Consider the following 14,867-nt stretch of genomic DNA (forward strand, 5'->3'; position numbering starts at 1 on the left):
AATAGTTTACAAGCTGTTATTTCTTCATTGCTTACTGCAAGTGTTAGAGTAGCAGCGAGCGTAAAAGAGATGAGTGGTATCCCTGTAGACGTTTAATTGAACGTTTTGCTTTCCACATTTGGTTCATGTGTGTGCTTTCCTTATAAATGAAACAACAGGGACCCTCGACTTTCCAGCAGTGCTGAAAAAGTCAATTTTTTTGTACCTCTGTTGGGGTTGGTGTGGAGCGCGAAACTTCAGTGGTAATCTTTTAGTAAGCCCTAATAAACCACCAACTTTGGAATTAACTTGCATTGCGCGTGAAAATGCGTAAAATGCCCGAGCTTCCCGTAATGGGAAGTACAAACTTATTAATGAAAACAGTCAATCTATGTAGAGGACGGTATGGTAACTATTCGTTTGCAACGTGGCGGCGCTAAAAAGCGTCCATTCTATCAAATCGTGGTTGCGGATAGCCGTTTCTCGCGTGACGGTCGTTTCATCGAGAAGGTAGGTTTCTTTAACCCTATCGCTGCAGGTCAGGAAGAAAAAGTACGTTTAGATTTATCTCGTGTTGATCACTGGGTAGGTCAAGGTGCAGCTCTTTCAGATCGTGTTGCGAAGCTGGTTAAAGACGCTCGTAAAGCGGCTTAATAGGCGTAAGTGTAACCATGAGTCAAAGTAAAACCTCGACAATCGTTGTTGGTAAGCTTGGTGCTCCTTATGGCATCAAGGGTTGGCTTAAGGTGCATTCATTTACTGACGATCCCCAAGGGATCTTCGATTTCAGCCCATGGTTGATAGGGCAACAAGGTAAATGGCAAAACCTTGAAGTGAGCGACTGGCGTCGTCACAACAAGGGATATATCGCTAAATTTGCACAGGTAAACGACAGAGACGAAGCAGTGGCTTATACCAATGCAGAAATCGCTGTTTATGCTGAGCAGCTTCCTGAATTACCTGAAGGGGAGTTTTATTGGCGAGATCTCATCGGCATGTCAGTAGTAACCGATAAAGGCTACGACTTAGGCATAGTTGATGACTTGATGGAGACTGGTTCAAATGACGTTTTGGTTGTGAAAGCAAACAAAAAAGATGCATTTGGCCAATCGGAAAGGTTAATCCCATTCTTAACAGACTCTGTTATTTTGGACATTAACCATGACGAGAAAAAAATTACGGTAGATTGGGATCCAGCGTTTTAATGAGCGATCAGCGAAAGCTATGGGTTGGAGTGGTTTCACTTTTTCCTGACATGTTTGATGCGATAACTCAGCAAGGCGTAACGGGTCGAGCTGTGAAAAACGGCTTGATTGAGTTTAATTGTTGGAACCCGAGAGACTACGCCACTGATAAACATAGAACCGTGGATGACCGCCCCTATGGTGGAGGCCCGGGAATGTTGATGATGGTTGAGCCTCTCAAAAAAGCCATTCTTGATGCCAAAGCGGCAGCAGGAGAAGGTGCTAAAGTAATTTATATGTCCCCTCAAGGGCGAAAGCTAGATCAACAAGGTGCGACTGAATTGGCGCACTCTGAAAAGTTGATTTTAGTAGCGGGTCGTTATGAAGGTATTGATGAGCGGATCATCGAGTCTTATGTAGACGAAGAGTGGTCCATCGGCGATTTTATACTGAGTGGTGGTGAGTTACCTGCCATGACATTAATCGATGCAGTCGCGCGATTAGTGCCTGGTGTGTTAGGTCATAACCAATCAGCAGAACAAGATTCATTTTCGGATGGCTTGTTAGATTGTCCTCATTATACCCGGCCGGAAACATTGGATGATAAACAGGTGCCTGCTGTATTACTCAGCGGAAACCACCAAGAAATAGCCAAATGGCGCTTAAAGCAGTCTTTGGGTAGAACTTGGCAACGTCGTCCTGACTTGTTGCGTAACCTAGCTCTGACTGAGGAGCAGGCGGCATTACTTGCTGAATTTCAGCAAGAGAATGGCCAAGCTTGTGGCTAGAAGACAGTTACACCTAGGAATGTGAGAAATAAAATGGCAAAAGTAAACCAAAATATTATTAAAGAGCTTGAAGCTGAACAGCTTAAGCAAGACGTACCTGCGTTCGGCGCTGGTGATACAGTAGTTGTACAGGTACGCGTAAAAGAAGGTAACAAAGAGCGTCTACAGGCCTTTGAAGGTGTTGTAATCGCTAAGCGTAACCGTGGTCTACACTCATCTTTCACTGTTCGTAAGATTTCAAGCGGTGAAGGTGTTGAGCGTGTATTCCAAACGCACAGCCCTCTTATCAGCAGCGTAGCAGTTAAGCGTCGTGGTGCGGTTCGTCGCGCTAAGCTTTACTACCTACGTGAGCGTTCTGGTAAATCTGCACGTATTAAAGAAAAACTTAACTAATACGTCGCATTTATCAAATGCAGATAAAACAGGCCGCTTTATGCGGCCTGTTTTGGTTTTATTTCCTCTCATTATTTCCATTCTGTGAATACTCACTGACATCTCAGGCGTCTTGTCACGATATTTTCATGGTTGCTTACTTTTAAAGCGGCGCACTTCTTGTTAGACTCGGTGTATTATTTAATTTACTACTGTATATATAAGTTTACATCATGAATGGGGCTAACGATTTAGAAGCAATACGCGTTGCAATAGATGATTGCGATAGTGAGCTTGTCGCACTACTTGCAAAGCGCAAAGCATTGACCGAACAGGTTGGAAAAATAAAACAGCAAAAGGGCGCACCGCTACATGTGCCGAAGCGCGAAGCTGAGCTGATCAAAGCCCGGCGCGCAGAAGCTGATGCTAAAGGGGTAAACCCTGATTTAGTCGAAGATATTCTGCGTCGTATGATGCGAGAAGCCTACGAAAACCAGCAAAGTGAACTCGCCTGTGCCGCACCAAAAATGTCTCCGGTTGTTATTGTCGGTGGCCAAGGCGCCATGGGTAAACTGTTTGCGAAACAGTTTAGACGCTCAGGCTACGAAGTACGCATTTTAGACAAAGACAATCAATCACAGGCTACTGAGCTACTGAGTGATGCTAAGTTAGTATTGGTGAGCGTTCCTATCAATACCTTTGAGCAAGTCGTTAACGAGTTACCAGCGCTACCCGATGATTGTATTCTTGCAGATATTACTTCAGTGAAACAAGCGCCACTCAAAGCGCTAATGAATAAGCACAACGGCCCTGTGGTCGGCTTACACCCTATGTTTGGTCCAGATATATCTCATTGGGTTAAGCAAACTGTCGTGGTGTGCGAAGGGCGTTTGCCAAAGCAATGTGAAGGATTAATCAAACAACTAAAGATCTGGGGTAGCCAGTTGGTACCGATGGACGCTAAAAAACACGACCAATCCATGCAGATCATTCAGGTGATGCGCCACTTAACCACGTTTGTATACGGGCAGTTTTTATCTAAGCAGTGCCATTCATTAAAAGAGCTAAGAAGCTGCTCATCGCCTATCTACCAATTAGAGCTGATGATGGTGGGACGACTGTTTGCGCAATCCCCAGAACTTTATTCAGATATCATGCTCGCGCAATTTAATGATGTAGAAGGGTTATTGGCAAGCTATCAAGATACCTTTGAGCAGACATTGACCAAGCTACAACAAGGCGATAAAGAAGGCTTAATGCAATCTTTCTCACAAGCCAAACATTATTTTTCAGAAAGCGCGAAACACTTCCTATCACAAAGCCGAGGCCTGCTTAACAAAGCCAATGACGCTAAAGTGTTGGATTATGAGGAAAGTATTTAGCGTCTAGATATGCCTCCTGCATCACAGTGCAAATAGTGTTGCGGGAGTGGCTTTACGCCACTATTTTACGTAGGTCGCCATTTAGGGCGACAAATAACTTTGGTGCTGATACGAAAGAAATTTGTTCTGCCCTAGCCTGACAAAGCGAAGTATCAATAACACCCGTTGCTATCAGCATTAATGCTGATAATACAGCTCCAAGCTTGAGGTGGGTGTCAGCGATTTCGTACAAATAGTGTTGTGGGAGTGGCTTTACGCCACGATTTTACGTAGGTCGCCATTTATGGCGACAAATAACTTTGGTGCTGATACAAAAGAAATTTGTTCTTAGCCCTAGCCTAACGAAGCGAAGTATCAATAACAAGATTTCCAAATTTGAGGTGGGTGTCAGAGATTTCTTCGATTTTCACGCTTGCGCCCAAACTGCGTAAAAGCATTCCCTCTTAGTACAGGCAATCTACACTTACTGATTAAAATCTATCCCATTGTCAGTCATCACAAAATATCGTTTAATAAGGGCATTCAGCCCCAATCATGTGTTTACGGGGTTAAGCAGTTTAAAAGGAATATTGATGTTAGAACAGAACCCCGAATTACCCCCAGAGACTCAAGCTCTGATTGAAAAAGCTCAGAGTGGAGATGCAGATGCTCAGTGCAATCTGGGTGTTATGTATGAATATGGTCAAGGCGTAGCGCAAAGTGATGAGAAAGCGGTTGAGTATTACCAGTTGGCCGCAGAGCAGGGAAATGTGCGCGGTCAGTGCTACTTGGGTGTTATGTATGAATATGGTCAAGGCGTCGCGCAAAGTGATGAGAAAGCGGTTGAGTATTACCGGCTGGCCGCAGAGCAGGGAGATGCAGATGCTCAGTGCAATCTGGGTGTTATGTATGAATATGGTCAAGGCGTCGCGCAAAGCGATGAGAAAGCGGTTGAGTATTATCGGTTGGCCGCAGAGCAGGGAAATGCGCGCGCTCAGTGCTACTTGGGTGTTATGTATTGGCAAGGAAAAGGCGTAGCGCAAAGTGATGAGAAAGCGGTTGAATATTTCCAGCTGGCCGCAGAGCAGGGAGATGCAGATGCTCAGTGCAATCTGGGTGTTATGTATGAATATGGTCAAGGCGTCGCGCAAAGTGATGAGAAAGCGGTTGAGTATTACCGGTTGGCCGCAGAGCAGGGAAATGCGCGCGCTCAGTGCTACTTGGGTGTTATGTATAGGCAAGGAAAAGGCGTAGCGCAAAGCGATGAGAAAGCGGTTGAGTATTTCCAGTTGGCCGCAGAGCAGGGAGATGCAGATGCTCAGTGCTCTTTGGGTGTTATGTATGAATATGGTCAAGGCGTAGCACAAAGCGATGAGAAAGCGGTTGAGTATTACCAGTTGGCCGCAGAGCAGGGAAATACGCGCGGTCAGTGCTACTTGGGTGTTATGTATAGGCAAGGAAAAGGCGTCGCGCAAAGTGATGAGAAAGCGGTTGAGTATTACCAGCTGGCTGCAAAGCAGGGAGATGCAGGTGCTCAGTGCTCTTTGGGTGTTATGTATGAATATGGTCAAGGCGTAGCACAAAGCGATGAGAAAGCGGTTGAGTATTACCAGTTGGCCGCAGAGCAGGGAAATACGCGCGGTCAGTGCTACTTGGGTGTTATGTATAGGCAAGGAAAAGGCGTCGCGCAAAGTGATGAGAAAGCGGTTGAGTATTACCGGTTAGCCGCAGAGCAGGGAGAGGCAGGTGCTCAGTTCAACTTGGGTGTTATGTATAGGCAAGGAAAAGGCGTGGTGCAAAGTGATGAGAAAGCGGTTGAGTATTACCGGTTAGCCGCAGAGCAGGGAGAGGCAGGTGCTCAGTTCAACTTGGGTGTTATGTATAGGCAAGGAAAAGGCGTCGCGCAAAGTGATGAGAAAGCGGTTGAGTATTACCGGTTAGCCGCAGAGCAGGGAGAGGCAGGTGCTCAGTTCAACTTGGGTGTTATGTATAGGCAAGGAAAAGGCGTCGCGCAAAGTGATGAGAAAGCGGTTGAGTATTACCAGCTGGCTGCAAAGCAGGGAGATGCAGGTGCTCAGTTCAACCTAGGCAATATGTTTAGGCAAGGAAAAGGCGTGGTGCAAAGTGATGAGAAAGCGGTTGAGTATTACCAGCTGGCTGCAAAGCAGGGAGATGCAGGTGCTCAGTTCAACCTAGGCAATATGTTTAGGCAAGGAAAAGGCGTGGTGCAAAGTGATGAGAAAGCGGTTGAGTATTACCGGTTAGCCGCAGAGCAGGGAGAGGCAGGTGCTCAGTTCAACTTGGGTGTTATGTATAGGCAAGGAAAAGGCGTGGTGCAAAGTGATAAGAAAGCGGTTGAATATTTCCAGTTGGCTGCAGAGCAGGGAGAAGCTGATGCTCAGTTCAACTTGGGTGTTATGTATAGGCAAGGAAAAGGCGTAGCGCAAAGTGATGAGAAAGCGGTTGAATATTTCCAGCTGGCCGCAAAAGAGGGAGATGCGCGCGGTCAGTGCAACCTTGGTGTTATGTATATAAATGGTCAAGGCGTCGCGCAAAGTGATGAGAAAGCAGTTAAGTATTTTCGGTTGGCTGCGGAGCAAGAAAACGCTCGGGCTCTATTCATTCTGGCCTATTGCTACTTTCGAGGAAAAGGGTCACTCAAAGTTTTGCAGAGACCAAAGCTCTGTGTGAACAAGTGTTCAAAGACCCTCTACTCAGCTTTGAAGCCTATGAGCTTCACGATAGAGCTGAGCGTTTTGAACAATCAAAATCAATTAGTGCTTTAAGAGAGGAGATACTCTCTCATTTGAAAGTCAGTAAAAATGGTACGATGACTCACTATACTGCTTTTGACGTTGGCCAAGCAATTTTGTTGGAAAAAAGCCCCTTTAGGCTGGGGCACATTAACGCAGTAAATGATCCTAATGAGGGAAAGTTACTCTGGCAGGAATTAGGTTACGAGCCGGAAGAGGGTAACCCCGTGTTTATTGGTTGTTTTTTACCAGACAGCGACAGCCTAAATATGTGGCGCTTTTACAGTAAAAACCACTTAAATGACGATGCTTGTGGCTGCGCCATTACCTTTAATACCGGGCGCTTTTTTGACTATCGTTTAATGAAAGATCAGAGCAACCACACTGAGCAAGAGCTGCGAGTGCCCTCATTTGCCAATACCGGACAATCTCCTCAGGAAAGTGCTGCTTTTTACCGGGTTGTGTATCTAAAGGATAATTTTAAGATACTGGGCCAGGGTGCCAAAAAGCTGCAAGCTGACTTTAAAAACCTCAAAAAAGAAGTTGATAAATTTGTTGGCAAGAAACCCACTCCTGAAAAATTACAAACACTTGCCTGGCTACTCGGCCCGCTGCCTTATCTCCTAAAAGATGCCAACTACAAGGATGAGCAGGAACACAGGGTGATAGTCACGCACTTAGACTATGGCGCAAAAGAAATAAAGAGTGAAGATCCCGACTTTGCAAATGGCAAAGCACCGCGCTTATATCTGGAGCTGCACAGAGACGATCATCTGGCTCCAATTGAGTACGTTACGCTTGGCCCCAAAGCGCCGAACAAAGAGATGATAGCACCGTACTGGCGACATCAGTTGGCCAGCAAGTTTGAATCGCAGCTGGAAAGACGCAAGGATAACCCTCTGAATATTAACCCCTCGCGCTGTGCTTATAAGTAGTGCGAGGAATGCTCTATGCTTGTAGTCGAGCGTTTAGCGCGTTCGACCATCAGCGGGATACAGTAAGCGCGATAATATAGTGACAACACCCCTCGCTATTTCCATCTTTGTGGATGGACATTTCCTCATTCTCTCTTACATTGAGCAATTTCAATCAAGTATCTTGCTTTTGATATGATTAAGCTTGTCTGCAGTTCTACTAACACATAGGCGCTTTATGCAAAGCAATCTTTTACAGCAGCGTATTTCGCTCGTTTGCGATTACATCAATCAACATTTAGATGATGAATTAACGGTGAGTTTGCTTAGTAATGTTGCTGCTTTATCTAAATTTCATTTTCATCGTGTATTTGTGGCTTTTATGGGCGTTAATGTGGGTAAGTATATTTTGCTGGCGCGATTAAAGCGGGCGTCTTTTCGCCTAGCATTTGAGCGCGATATTAAAATTATTGATATTGCACTTGAAGCAAAGTTTGATAGTGCTGAGGCCTTCTCTCGAGCTTTTAAACGTACTTTTGAACAAAGTCCTTCACAGTTTAGACAAGCTGCAAATTGGCCTAGTTGGTATGACATTTTTAATTTTTCACCGCAAAATTTAGGAGTGCAGACAATGCAGGTAGATATTGTGAACTTTGAACAGCTTCAGATTGCTTATTTAGAGCACAAAGGGGCAGCAAAACTGATATTTGAAAGTGCAGGCAAGTTTATTGCTTGGCGACAAAATAGCGGGCTTTCACCAATTAACACGAGTCGAACATTTGGCATGCCAAATGGCGACCCAGAAACTATGGCAGAAGACGCATTTCGTTTTAAATTGTGTGGCTCAGTAAACACTGAAGTACCAGATAACGCGTTTGGCGTCGAAAATGGTGTTATTCCACAAATGCGTTGCGCCAAGGTAAGGCATTTAGGGAGTCACGACAATATGGAGCAAACTATACGCTGGTTGTATCAAAACTGGTTAGCAGACAGTGGCGAATTGCCAAATGCACATTGCTGCTTTTTTGAATATCATAATTTTGTGCATCAAGTGGATGAGTGCGACTTGATCACCGATATTTACCTGCCATTGCAAAATTGACGATAACGTTACTTGGTTTGCATTTATGGCTAATGTATCTGCCTATACGCAAGTTACTAATATTTATTTGCTTTGCTATAGCAATCATTGTTGCTCTAGCGAAGCAAGTTCTCAGCGCTGCAAGCCGAGTCTGAGCATTTATTATCAAGACTTACTAATAACCTTCCGCTTAGCTTTGACACTTTACGGAGTAATCTTACGTAGGTAGCCATTTATGGCGACAAATAACTTGTGTATAAGTGAGATATTCAAGAATTCACGCTAATGAACTTTTCGCTTTGCTCAATTTTCACCCGTTAATCGGACATTGGTTTATCAATATCACATGTTCAGCTTACTGTACAAGTAGGGTGGTGAAGACTATACTTGTTCCATTAAATGTACATGTGGAGGTTCTTATGAAAATCGTATCTTTTACTGAAGCTAGAAATAGTCTCAAAGCTGTTTTAGACGGTGTAGTTAATGATGCTGATACAACAGTTATAACACGGCGTGATTCTGAGGATGCAGTGGTTATGTCTTTAGACTACTACAATAGCCTTATGGAAACGGTGCATTTACTACGTTCTCCTCAAAATGCAGAACACCTAAACCGTTCAATAGCACAGTACCGTGCTGGTAAAACAACAGCACGAGAGTTAATTGATGAGTAGTAGCCAACGTTTATTAGCATGGACTGATGACGCTTGGGGCGACTACCTATATTGGCAAACTCAAGACAAGAAAACACTTAAGCGCATCAATAAACTAATCAATGATGTTAAGCGCTCTCCATTTGAGGGGATCGGGAAACCAGAGGGGTTGAAAGAGAACTTATCTGGTTTTTGGTCTCGTCGTATTGATGATACTAATAGACTTGTTTACGCAGTCGACGATCAAGCGATAACGATAATTTCGTGTCGTTACCACTACTAAATCTGGTTCAGCGATCTGGCATCTACAAGACGCTCAAGATGGACTAACAAACGCATGGCATTTTCGGTTTGATGCAGCTTTAATGTTTACGGCACAATGGGTTAGATAAAGTGCTAGCGTTGCTCACGCTTTCTTACGTAGGTCGCCATTTATGGCGACAAATAACCAGCGACATATAAAATTGAGCATTTTTAACACGTTATCTAGATGTAATTTGTTCTTGGCGAGCCAATCGATGGCTCGGATAAGTCACTCCTCGCGTGTAGCAGGTGATTTGTGTGTTGAAATTATAGACTTTGACAGGTACGTTATTAAAATTATTAGATAAAGTTATTTTGATAATTGTTAGTTTTTTACCTGTGGATAAGTGAGATATTCAAGAATTCACGCTAATGAGCTGTTAGAAGTTCCGGTAAATTTAAACAAACGGAGATCTAAAATGAAAAATTCAATCAAAGTTAATCCATTGCTTATTGCTGGTTTGGTTTTATTGGTAAATGCTTTCGTTGCGGTGCTCGTAGCAGCGTCCTTTGGAATGTATGAGTTGTTGGGCGTGGTTATAGGCTGTTTAGGCGCAGGCATTGGCCTTACTGTCACGGGCTTAATAAGACAAAACAAACAAAGAGAAAAAAACCAACGCGTTCTGAATTAGATAGAACTTCTAACAAGGCGCTTAACTCGTTCCCTTCGGTCACTGGGACAGTAACGCAGCGGCGCTTCGCGATTATGCCGCTACGTCACTGCCCGTTAGCTTAGCGTTAGACGTACAGGATAGATACATATGCAAGTTAAGCATGAGTGGAGGAAGAAAGAGAAAATCATCTACCTTCCTAAAAATAAACCGGAAATAGTCGAAATACCCGAGTTTAAATTTATAACAATTGAAGGTGAAGGTAGTCCTTCAGAAAATTCATTTACAGACAACATCGGAGCTTTATACTCATTGGCGTACACAATAAAAATGATGCCGAAGAAGATGGATACTCCACCAAACGGGTATTTTGATTTCACGGTATACCCATTAGAAGGTGTTTGGGATATCAATGATGAGGCAAAAGCCAATTTCAATGGTGTAGTCAATAAAGATGATTTTGTATACAAGTTGATGATACGCCAACCCGATTTTGTGGATGAAGCTTTCTTTAGGGAAATGCTCGAAGTTGCAAAAAACAAAAAGAAAAATCCGTTATTGGAACAGTTAAATTTTGAGCGTTCATCTGAAGGTCTTTGTGTTCAAATGTTACATCTAGGGCCATTTGAAGACGAACCTGCCAGCTTTGAAAGAATGGAGAGTTTTGCACAAAGCGAAGGACTTCTCCGCCTTTCGAAAGTACACCGAGAGGTATACCTTTCTGACACTCGAAAGGTTGTGCCAGAAAAGCTTAAAACGGTGCTAAGATTTCAGGCTAAGCGTTCATGATACGTCTAACAAGGGTTTTCAAGTCGGACAAAAAACAGTTGGTTTTTGCTCCTTCGTCGCCAATTTTAGCCAAGCATTTTTCGCCGGTTAGGCGAGCGTTCATAAATAATAGATAAGTACATGAAAGAGAAGTTGGTATCATTTGATCTCGAAACAGATCTAGTCATGTCATTGCGGTGCTTACTTGACGCTTTGTCCCAAATTGAAAGAGGGCAAAGCATGTATTTTAAATGGGCAGTGATCTACGGACATAACTCTGTTCAATCGGCAATGTGTTTAGCTCTCATTACATCTGACTCACGCCTAGTTCGGAAAAAAGATAGTTATCACTCAGAGTATGGTGATTTAGATAATATTGAATGGCTTTACGAAACACAGCGGAAAGAAGACTTTCTTCCTTATATGGGTAGCAAAGTAATTGATAGTCAGCGATTTGAAAAAGAAAAAATTAGCCGTTTGCAGACAGTTAGGAATACATTTATCCATCAACACCCATCACTTTATGTCTTTACATTTAATTAGTAGAGTTAATCAGTATTTCTGTTGATCTAGTTGGGTTCTTAGTTAATGAAAGTGAGCGTCTAGCTATAAATTGGCATACACAATCTCAAATAAAGGGTTTGGTGGACGAGTTGATCACGCAACTAATAAACTATCAAGTTCGATCGGGCCCCACGATCAAACCTGACAGTGACTATTTCAGATAAACATATTCCCGCTTGTTATTCACTCAGTATTTTATCTAAATTCGCTTTTGAACGGGCGACGCTTTCTAGTGGCGTTAGGCCACTTGGATATTCTTCTTGTTCGATGACCAGCCACTGTGTGCCGCCGTATTGCTGCATGGTTTGGATAAGCGCTTTCCAAGGGTAGTGGTTTTCGCCAATGATTGGGCTTTTGTCATCTCCTTGGTGAGTACGTATTTTAATATGTGTCGACACGGTTCTTCCTGCATATCGCTTAACATAATCGCTAGGTGATTTACCTGCGTAATTCACCCAGCCGACATCGAGCTGCAGTGGGAAGTCGCTAGGGGTGTTGGTGGCGATATAATCCCAAAAGGTGCTATTAGCGTATGGGTTAAACTCCTTTTCATGATTATGAAACCCGATCCTCATATCATAACGTTTGGCAATTTGGTGCACTTGGTTAAGCTGTTTTACAAATGCTTGCACTTGGTTTTTATCCCATGCTCTTTCATCCCAAGGAATAAAGAGCGTGGATACGCCTAAGGTTTTGTAAAAGAGTAGGGTGTTTGCCACTTTGTCTTCAGTTAATGCATCAAAGCCGATGTGGGCGCTGCTCGCAACTAAGCCAAGCTCTGCTAGTCTTTGTTTTAATTTGCTTGGGTTATCGGCATAGTTGCCAAAGTTTCCTGCAAATTCAACGCCATCAAATCCCATGTTGGCGAGTGCTTGCAAGGTGCCATCAAAGTCTCTTGCCAATTCCTCTTTTACCGACCACAGTTGAACACTAACGGGTAACGACTGATTAGAGGCCTGCGCGTATAGCGGCAGCGCGATAATAAAAGCAATTAACAGTACTACTTGCTTTAATCGGTTGGTGTTTTCAACAAACATGATCTACTCCTAAAGAAAAAAAGCAGAGCTAGACTCTGCTTCGGTTAGCCATCACAAAATGACTCAAGGGCTAGTCGCGGTAGGCATACTGGCTTAGCCCAAGCTCTGCGAGTATGCCTTCTAGATGTGCCTTGGCTTCGGCAGTAGGCCCAGGATAATCACCTGCAATTGGTACATTGCCCAGATAACCTATATCTTGACAGCCTTCAGGTGTGCAGAAATAAGCGCCGAGAACGAGATCTTTAAAGCGCAAGAATGCTTTACCTATACGCTGAAATTGCTCTGGTGTTTGCGCATTAAAATAAGCAATATCATTCATAATTTTACTTTGCTGCGTTGCGCTAAGTTGTAAAAATGGCTTGTTAAAGCGCAAAGTCGACTCATCGTCAATCCAAGCAAGCGCATGGAGTATTGTCACTCTGTCTTTTTGTTGTCCGTGATACGGTGCGCTTACCCACTCATCGATCACACTCGGTACTTGTACTTCAGAAGCCGATGGATGATTTCCTTCCTTAGGCACTATAAAATCAGCTAGTACTGCAACTAACGTGAGCTGCGCTTCGGTGAGGGTGAGCGGCCAAGGTGACTCTGGCGGCATGATCATGTTTGGATCGGTTCCATACCCTTGAGCGCTAACTGGCTTTATTTCAATATCTGGCCAGTGCCCGGCAGTAGCCGTTTCACCTTCAATGGCCTTGCTGCACCCAGCGGTGAGTGTTACCGCTGATCCCGCAGCAAGCAAGCCTAACCACTTTAATGACTCGCGACGTGTCATGCCTGAAATATATTTATAAGAATCAACGCGGACAGGTGTATTCATCACAGCGCTCCTTTATCAATTTGTGCTGCCAACCAGGTGGAGTTTCGCATCGCTAAGGTCATTATGGTTAAGGTACAATTTTTATGGGGTTAGACGCGAAGACACCGGCATCCATCACAAATAGATTGTCACAGTCCCATGTTTGGCCCCACTGATTCGTTACCGATTCTTTTGGTGAGCTGCCCATTCTCGTCGTGCCGACTTCATGAATGATCTCACCGCCTTTTGAAATGGCTTTTTCCGCAGGCGGTAGCTCGCCCACTTTGGCACCCATGTTCTCAAGGATCTGTTTCGCGGTTTTGAGACCATGCTCGATTTGCTTAAGCTCTCTGTCAGACCATTTGAAATGGAACTTAGCAACCGGGATCCCCCATTTATCTTTGACGTTTTCGTCAATTTCCATGTAAGAATCTTTGTTCGGTAGCATTTCTCCACGCAGCGCAAATCCAACATAAGAACCATAAGCATCACGCACTTGCTGCTTTAACTTGGGACCATAACCTTGTTTATTGCCAGACACGCCAGAGCCCGGTTGATTAAAGCCGCTGCTAATTTCAAAGTGATAGCCGCGCGGGAAATTAAGCTCACCTTTCTCATGGGCTTTGTGTCCCCACCAAGGAATAAAAAGGTGGTTACCGGTATGGCCGTCTTCGTTATAACGCGGGCGACCTTTTAACGCAGGGATTTGCGCACCAAGCCAAGCACCGGTAGAGTCCATTAGATTGCGACCTACCTGACCACTTGAGTTTGCAAGTCCCTTGGGATGTTTTGCATGTTTAGAATTAAGCAAAATACGGGCAGATTCACAGGCACTGGCCGCCAAAATCACCACATCTGCATTGAGTGCATGTTCTTGTGCTGACTTTTTATCGACGTAAGTCACACCAGTTACTTTGCCATCTTCATTCACCGCCACCGACTTCACCATGGCATCGGTGATCACCTCAAGGTTCCCTGTCGCTTTGGCCATCGGAATAAGCGAGGTTGTGGTTTGGAATGCTGCGCCAATTGAGCAACCGTGGCCACAAGGCGTGGCGTAAAAGCACGCTAAGCGGTCGTCTTTATTACGAGTGAGCACCGCTCTGTGCATAGGAACCGCTGGGATCCCCATTTTTTTCGCAGCCGCTGCAACCAATAATTCGGGTACTCTTGGCGTCGGTGGTGGCTGTAACACGCCAGGCGCAGAAGGAGGCATGTCATCCAAGCCGGTATTAGTACCACAGATCCCGACTATTTCTTCCGTTTTATCGTACCAAGGCGCAATGTCTTGATATTCAAACGGCCAATCAGCGCCATGTCCATCGCGGCTTTTGCCCTTAAAGTCGTGCTCACTAAAACGTAGCGAGTAGCGACCCCAGTGATTGGTTCGGCCACCGAGCATACGTGCACGCCACCAATAAAAATCGGTGTTTTCAGCGCGCGTGTATGGTTCATCTGGCACTTGCCAACCGCCATCAATTGTCGCGTCGTAAAAACCAAAGTTCTTATCCTTATTGCCAGCGCCCATGAGTGGGGCTTCACTATTACGGCGGAACATCGGGCTTTCTGTTTTAGGGTCGTAATTTCTACCAGCTTCTAACAATAAAACTTTGTGACCTAGCTTGGTGAGTGTATAAGCAGCCATTGCGCCACCGGCACCTGAGCCGACGACCAATACTTTATGATCAAATGTTGCCATG

At 44.5% G+C, this 14,867-nt stretch carries 16 protein-coding genes; 13 read left to right on the forward strand and 3 right to left on the reverse strand.

The genetic code is table 11. The features are described 5' to 3' along the window. The first annotated feature begins 384 nt into the window (after window positions 1-384). The 13 genes from rpsP to B1L02_RS05005 all read left to right on the forward strand — a co-directional run bounded on the left by rpsP (window position 385) and on the right by B1L02_RS05005 (window position 11,310). The gene (gene rpsP, locus B1L02_RS04920) at window positions 385-633 is read left to right on the forward strand and encodes a 30S ribosomal protein S16 (RefSeq protein WP_010371051.1); all 249 of its coding nucleotides are present in this window, start codon (window positions 385-387) and stop codon (window positions 631-633) included. A 17-nt stretch (window positions 634-650) separates the two neighbouring features. Continuing rightward, on the forward strand, window positions 651-1,184 hold the full coding sequence (gene rimM, locus B1L02_RS04925; RefSeq protein ID WP_088530152.1) for a ribosome maturation factor RimM: 534 nt from the start codon (window positions 651-653) through the stop codon (window positions 1,182-1,184). Beyond that, the gene (gene trmD / locus B1L02_RS04930; protein WP_088530153.1) at window positions 1,184-1,951 is read left to right on the forward strand and encodes a tRNA (guanosine(37)-N1)-methyltransferase TrmD; all 768 of its coding nucleotides are present in this window, start codon (window positions 1,184-1,186) and stop codon (window positions 1,949-1,951) included. Before rimM ends, trmD begins: the two co-directional genes overlap by 1 nt. Before the next feature lie 33 nt (window positions 1,952-1,984). Next, on the forward strand, window positions 1,985-2,344 hold the full coding sequence (gene rplS / locus B1L02_RS04935; RefSeq protein WP_017216162.1) for a 50S ribosomal protein L19: 360 nt from the start codon (window positions 1,985-1,987) through the stop codon (window positions 2,342-2,344). 212 nt (window positions 2,345-2,556) lie between these two features. Next, entirely contained in the window at window positions 2,557-3,705 is a 1,149-nt protein-coding gene (tyrA, locus tag B1L02_RS04940; RefSeq protein ID WP_088530154.1) for a bifunctional chorismate mutase/prephenate dehydrogenase, read from the forward strand. Between the two features lie 572 nt (window positions 3,706-4,277). Then, window positions 4,278-6,470, forward strand: a complete 2,193-nt coding sequence (locus B1L02_RS24270; protein WP_232003138.1) for an SEL1-like repeat protein — start codon at window positions 4,278-4,280, stop codon at window positions 6,468-6,470. 20 nt (window positions 6,471-6,490) lie between these two features. Further along, window positions 6,491-7,372 carry a DUF2971 domain-containing protein gene (locus B1L02_RS04975; protein ID WP_232003139.1) on the forward strand — a complete coding sequence of 294 codons (882 nt, stop codon included), beginning with the start codon at window positions 6,491-6,493 and terminating at the stop codon, window positions 7,370-7,372. Window positions 7,373-7,589: 217 nt separating this feature from the next. Further along, entirely contained in the window at window positions 7,590-8,453 is an 864-nt protein-coding gene (locus tag B1L02_RS04980) for an AraC family transcriptional regulator (protein ID WP_088530155.1), read from the forward strand. Window positions 8,454-8,851: 398 nt separating this feature from the next. Next, complete coding sequence (locus tag B1L02_RS04985; protein WP_088530156.1) at window positions 8,852-9,106, forward strand: type II toxin-antitoxin system Phd/YefM family antitoxin; 255 nt, start codon at window positions 8,852-8,854, stop codon at window positions 9,104-9,106. Continuing rightward, window positions 9,099-9,368 (forward strand): Txe/YoeB family addiction module toxin, encoded by a 270-nt coding sequence (locus tag B1L02_RS04990; RefSeq protein ID WP_167651251.1) that lies wholly within the window; start codon window positions 9,099-9,101, stop codon window positions 9,366-9,368. The genes B1L02_RS04985 and B1L02_RS04990 overlap by 8 nt, the downstream gene beginning before the upstream one ends. A 439-nt stretch (window positions 9,369-9,807) precedes the next feature. After that, on the forward strand, window positions 9,808-10,020 hold the full coding sequence (locus tag B1L02_RS04995) for a hypothetical protein (RefSeq protein ID WP_088530158.1): 213 nt from the start codon (window positions 9,808-9,810) through the stop codon (window positions 10,018-10,020). Between the two features lie 129 nt (window positions 10,021-10,149). Continuing rightward, window positions 10,150-10,788, forward strand: a complete 639-nt coding sequence (locus tag B1L02_RS05000) for a GyrI-like domain-containing protein (protein ID WP_088530159.1) — start codon at window positions 10,150-10,152, stop codon at window positions 10,786-10,788. Between the two features lie 120 nt (window positions 10,789-10,908). Further along, the gene (locus B1L02_RS05005; protein ID WP_197696992.1) at window positions 10,909-11,310 is read left to right on the forward strand and encodes a hypothetical protein; all 402 of its coding nucleotides are present in this window, start codon (window positions 10,909-10,911) and stop codon (window positions 11,308-11,310) included. 200 nt (window positions 11,311-11,510) lie between these two features. Here the strand turns inward: B1L02_RS05005 and B1L02_RS05010 are convergent, their stop codons facing one another. The 3 genes from B1L02_RS05010 to B1L02_RS05020 form a co-directional block, all read right to left on the reverse strand. Further along, entirely contained in the window at window positions 11,511-12,368 is an 858-nt protein-coding gene (locus B1L02_RS05010) for a sugar phosphate isomerase/epimerase family protein (protein ID WP_088530160.1), read from the reverse strand. Between the two features lie 70 nt (window positions 12,369-12,438). After that, window positions 12,439-13,188 (reverse strand): gluconate 2-dehydrogenase subunit 3 family protein, encoded by a 750-nt coding sequence (locus B1L02_RS05015; protein WP_088530161.1) that lies wholly within the window; start codon window positions 13,186-13,188, stop codon window positions 12,439-12,441. A 67-nt stretch (window positions 13,189-13,255) separates the two neighbouring features. After that, a complete protein-coding gene (locus B1L02_RS05020) occupies window positions 13,256-14,866 on the reverse strand; it encodes a GMC family oxidoreductase (protein ID WP_232003140.1) in 1,611 nt (536 codons plus the stop codon). Between the last annotated feature and the right edge of the window lies 1 nt (window position 14,867).

It is taken from the genome of Pseudoalteromonas piscicida (genome assembly GCF_002208135.1).
Classification (GTDB): Bacteria; Pseudomonadota; Gammaproteobacteria; order Enterobacterales; family Alteromonadaceae; genus Pseudoalteromonas; species Pseudoalteromonas piscicida_A.

Bases quoted from the DNA above. Each gene is read 5' to 3' on its own strand.
- rpsP (WP_010371051.1), top strand. From the start codon at position 385: ATGGTAACTATTCGTTTGCAACGTGGCGGCGCTAAAAAGCGTCCATTC.
- rimM (WP_088530152.1), top strand. From the start codon at position 651: ATGAGTCAAAGTAAAACCTCGACAATCGTTGTTGGTAAGCTTGGTGCT.
- trmD (WP_088530153.1), top strand. From the start codon at position 1,184: ATGAGCGATCAGCGAAAGCTATGGGTTGGAGTGGTTTCACTTTTTCCT.
- rplS (WP_017216162.1), top strand. From the start codon at position 1,985: ATGGCAAAAGTAAACCAAAATATTATTAAAGAGCTTGAAGCTGAACAG.
- tyrA (WP_088530154.1), top strand. From the start codon at position 2,557: ATGAATGGGGCTAACGATTTAGAAGCAATACGCGTTGCAATAGATGAT.
- B1L02_RS24270 (WP_232003138.1), top strand. From the start codon at position 4,278: ATGTTAGAACAGAACCCCGAATTACCCCCAGAGACTCAAGCTCTGATT.
- B1L02_RS04980 (WP_088530155.1), top strand. From the start codon at position 7,590: ATGCAAAGCAATCTTTTACAGCAGCGTATTTCGCTCGTTTGCGATTAC.
- B1L02_RS04985 (WP_088530156.1), top strand. From the start codon at position 8,852: ATGAAAATCGTATCTTTTACTGAAGCTAGAAATAGTCTCAAAGCTGTT.
- B1L02_RS04990 (WP_167651251.1), top strand. From the start codon at position 9,099: ATGAGTAGTAGCCAACGTTTATTAGCATGGACTGATGACGCTTGGGGC.
- B1L02_RS04995 (WP_088530158.1), top strand. From the start codon at position 9,808: ATGAAAAATTCAATCAAAGTTAATCCATTGCTTATTGCTGGTTTGGTT.
- B1L02_RS05000 (WP_088530159.1), top strand. From the start codon at position 10,150: ATGCAAGTTAAGCATGAGTGGAGGAAGAAAGAGAAAATCATCTACCTT.
- B1L02_RS05005 (WP_197696992.1), top strand. From the start codon at position 10,909: ATGAAAGAGAAGTTGGTATCATTTGATCTCGAAACAGATCTAGTCATG.
- B1L02_RS05010 (WP_088530160.1), bottom strand. From the start codon at position 12,368: ATGTTTGTTGAAAACACCAACCGATTAAAGCAAGTAGTACTGTTAATT.
- B1L02_RS05015 (WP_088530161.1), bottom strand. From the start codon at position 13,188: ATGAATACACCTGTCCGCGTTGATTCTTATAAATATATTTCAGGCATG.
- B1L02_RS05020 (WP_232003140.1), bottom strand. From the start codon at position 14,866: ATGGCAACATTTGATCATAAAGTATTGGTCGTCGGCTCAGGTGCCGGT.